Source organism: Pseudomonas sp. P5_A2_2, assembly GCF_054177685.1.
In genome coordinates this window covers 1-3,317 of sequence record NZ_JBGCUL010000499.1, presented here as the reverse complement: position 1 = coordinate 3,317, position 3,317 = coordinate 1, and the positions used below count along the sequence as shown (strand labels likewise).

Genomic DNA, 3,317 nt, shown 5'->3' with positions numbered 1-3,317 from the left:
GGTCAACCCGGCGGCGAAGAACGATCCGAAATCGCCGATTGCCGGCATGCCGATCCTCGAGGCGTTCAAGGCCAAGACCATCATCGTCAACAAGCGCTCGATGGCCAGCGGCTATGCCGGTCTGGACAACGAACTGTTCTACCTGGACAAGACCATGATGGTGTTCGGCGACGCGAAGAAAGTCATCGAAGACATGGTCAAGGCCGTCGAGTAAAACCTGCCCAGCCCCTCCCAAAAAACCCCGGCCATTGACAGGACGGGGTTAATGGGAGGGTGAAGCCCACCCACTCACCAGTGAAGTCTGCTCGACGACGCTTACTATAAAAATCGCCGCTCCCTTATTGCGGCCATTGTTCGAGCAGTATTGAAACGAATTTCTCCGCTGCGGGGGATAGTGATGCCCCCCGACGGTAAACCAACCCCAACGATCGATTCACCACAGGCTCTATCAAAGGGACGCTTACCAGCGTTGGGTGATCCCCGGCAGGCATTGCCAGACTTGGCATCGCCGATACGCCGAGCCCAGCCTCTACCAGGCCCAGAGAAGTAGACAAGTGCTGTACCTCGTAGAACCACTGTGGGCGCCAGCTCAAGCCTGATAAAGCGTGATCCAGCAGCATACGGTTTCCGCTCAGGCGACCAACGCCGATAAGACGATAATCGCTGAGCTCAGACCAAGTCACCGAGCTACGTTCAGCCAACTCATGATCACGCCTGCAGGCCAACACAAAAGGTTCATTCACTAATGGCACGAACTCGATATCCGGGTGCTGGCCGCTCATCATATTGATGCCGAAATCGGCTTCGCCCCGCAGGACCGCCTCAAGGCCTTCATTCGCACTAAGGTCCAGCAGTCGGATTCGAATTTTAGGATAGCGCTCGTTGTACAGGCGGATCACCGAAGGCAGAAAGTAGAATGCGGCAGTCGGAATACACGCCAGGGTCACCCTGCCAATTTGACGTTCCGCGAGCTCGCGGATATTGAGAATCGACTCATCGAAATCGTCCAGTAATCGCCGTGCCTTAGGCAGAAAATCTCTACCTACGCTGGTCAGGCTGACCTTGCGCGTTGTGCGATCGAGCAATGCGGTTCCCAACCCTTCTTCCAGCTTTTTGATTCGCCGGCTCAAGGCTGGCTGAGACAGATGCAGGGCATCAGCCGCTTCGTGAAAACTGCCCAGTTCGGCAATCTTCACGAAAGATCGTATGTCATTAAGCTCATAGTCCATTTTTTGTCACGCCAGCAACGAGGATGGATAGCAATCTATCTCAATTTAATAATTCGTCAAACGCAATAATAGCGACGATATTTGCATTGGAAACATTTTTTAAAGCCTGACACTCTTGCCTTCAGAACATCAATTACCCCGATTGATCAACAAGAGTCTGTGTCATGCAAAGAATTCCCTGTGTGCTAATGCGCGGCGGTACCTCCAAAGGCCCGGTATTTCTCGCTTGGGATTTACCTGCATCCATCGAAGCCCGTGACGAGCTGCTGCTCAACCTGATGGGCTCAGGTCATGAGCTGGAAATCGATGGCATCGGCGGCGGCAGCCCGCAAACCAGCAAAGTAGCTATCGTCAGCCCTTCGTTGCACCCAGACGCGGATGTCGACTATCTGTTCGTACAAGTGATGGTTTCACAACGTCGGGTAGATACCGCACCCAACTGCGGCAACATGCTTTGTGCCGTTGGCCCGTTTGCTATTGAACAGGGCTTGGTCAAGGCGTCCCGCGAGCGTACTCGTGTGCGCATTCGCAATTTGAACACAGGGACATTTGTGAATTCCGAGGTGCAGACCCCGGATGGCAAAGTCAGTTACGAGGGAGAGACTGCAATCGACGGCGTGCCGGGTACCGCTGCTCCGGTGCAACTGACCTTCCTCGATGCAGCCGGCAGCAAGACTGGCAAACTCTTCCCTACAGGAAACACACAGGATGTGATCGATAACGTTCCTGTGACCTGCATCGACATGGCAATGCCAATGCTTCTTGTCGAAGCTGGCCAGTTGGGCAAACGTGGAGATGAAAGCCCGGCCGAACTGGACGCCGACAAGGAATTTTTGCGGCGCCTCGAGTCGTTGCGACTTCAAGCAGGCCTCGCAATGGGTCTAGGTGATGTCAGCGACAAGGTAATTCCCAAACCCGTATTGGTATCACCGGCTAAAGCCGGTGGCACGATCCAGGTTCGCTACTTCATGCCACACAACTGCCACCGTGCCCTTGCCATTACTGGCTCCATCGGCCTGGCCACCGCTTGCGTCACTGAAGGCAGCGTAGTCGCGCAGATGCTGGGTGGAATCAGTACCCCTCGTCTGGAAAATGTTCGAATCGAGCATCCAAGCGGCGCAATTGACGTCGTGTTGTCCTMCACCGGTGCCAAGGGTGAGACCATTCGCGCCTCAGTCGTACGCACGGCACGCAGGCTATTCGCCGGTTACGTTTACGCCACCGCCTCTGCGYGACTTGCCGGATAGACCCGGTAGTCGTTGGCATTTTTGCATCAGCACAATTCTAAAAATGGGTGATGCCATGAAAGTTGTTAAATCGCTCTATTTCCAGATTCTCTGCGCTGTCCTGCTGGGCGTAATCGTCGGGCATTTCTGGGCTCAGCAAGCTATCGCTCTCAAACCGCTCGGTGATGCCTTCATCAAGCTGATCAAGATGATGATTGCACCTGTCGTGTTCTGCACCATCGTCACCGGTATTGCCGGGATGAGTGACAAGCGTTCACTCGGTCGCTTGCTCAGCAAGACCATGTTGCTGTTTCTTGGGTTGACGGTGATCAGCCTGATCATCGGCCTGGTCGCGGTCTATGTGTTCAAGCCTGGCGCCGGCATGAACATTGATCCGAGTCAGTTGAGCACTAGCGGACTGGCTCAATACACCGAGTCGGCTGCGCAGCTGGGGGTGGTCGAGTTTTTCATGCACATCATCCCCGATACCTTTATCGGTGCATTCAGCAAAGGTGAAGTACTGCCGGTGCTGTTCATTGCGGTGTTGTCTGGCTTTGCCCTGTCCTCGCTTGGCGAGCGTGGCAAGCCGGTGCTTGACGTTCTTGAAGCAGCGTCGCACATGGTCTTCAAAATTTTCTCTTACCTGATGCGTTTTGCACCCATCGGCGCTTTCGGCGCGTTGGCGTTCACGGTAGGGCAGTACGGCATCACTTCGCTTGGTTCGCTGGCGAAATTGATCATGACTTTGTACATCGCCTGCGGTTTCTTTGTTTTCGTGGTGCTGGGAAGCATTTGTCGCGCTAATGGCTTCAGTCTCTGGAAGCTGTTGCGATACTTCCGTGAGGAGTTTCTGGTGGTGCGC

The 3,317-nt window shown here is 54.5% G+C and carries 4 protein-coding genes; 3 read left to right on the top strand and 1 reads right to left on the bottom strand.

The annotated features are described in order from the left end of the window. Positions 1 to 214, top strand: a 214-nt coding sequence (locus ACXRVY_RS21170) for an NAD(P)(+) transhydrogenase (Re/Si-specific) subunit beta (protein ID WP_458238163.1), incomplete at its 5' end; no start/stop codon positions are given. A gap of 124 nt (positions 215 to 338) precedes the next feature. On the opposite strand, the gene ACXRVY_RS21165 is transcribed toward ACXRVY_RS21170, so the two are convergent. Then, the gene (locus tag ACXRVY_RS21165; RefSeq protein WP_223457334.1) at positions 339 to 1,229 is read right to left on the bottom strand and encodes a LysR family transcriptional regulator; all 891 of its coding nucleotides are present in this window, start codon (positions 1,227 to 1,229) and stop codon (positions 339 to 341) included. A gap of 164 nt (positions 1,230 to 1,393) precedes the next feature. Here ACXRVY_RS21165 and ACXRVY_RS21160 point away from each other — a divergent pair, with 164 nt between their 5' ends. Then, positions 1,394 to 2,476 (top strand): 4-oxalomesaconate tautomerase, encoded by a 1,083-nt coding sequence (locus ACXRVY_RS21160; RefSeq protein WP_458238162.1) that lies wholly within the window; start codon positions 1,394 to 1,396, stop codon positions 2,474 to 2,476. 43 nt (positions 2,477 to 2,519) lie between these two features. After that, positions 2,520 to 3,317 (top strand): cation:dicarboxylate symporter family transporter (locus tag ACXRVY_RS21155; protein WP_458238161.1); only part of this gene is annotated, 798 nt, incomplete at its 3' end.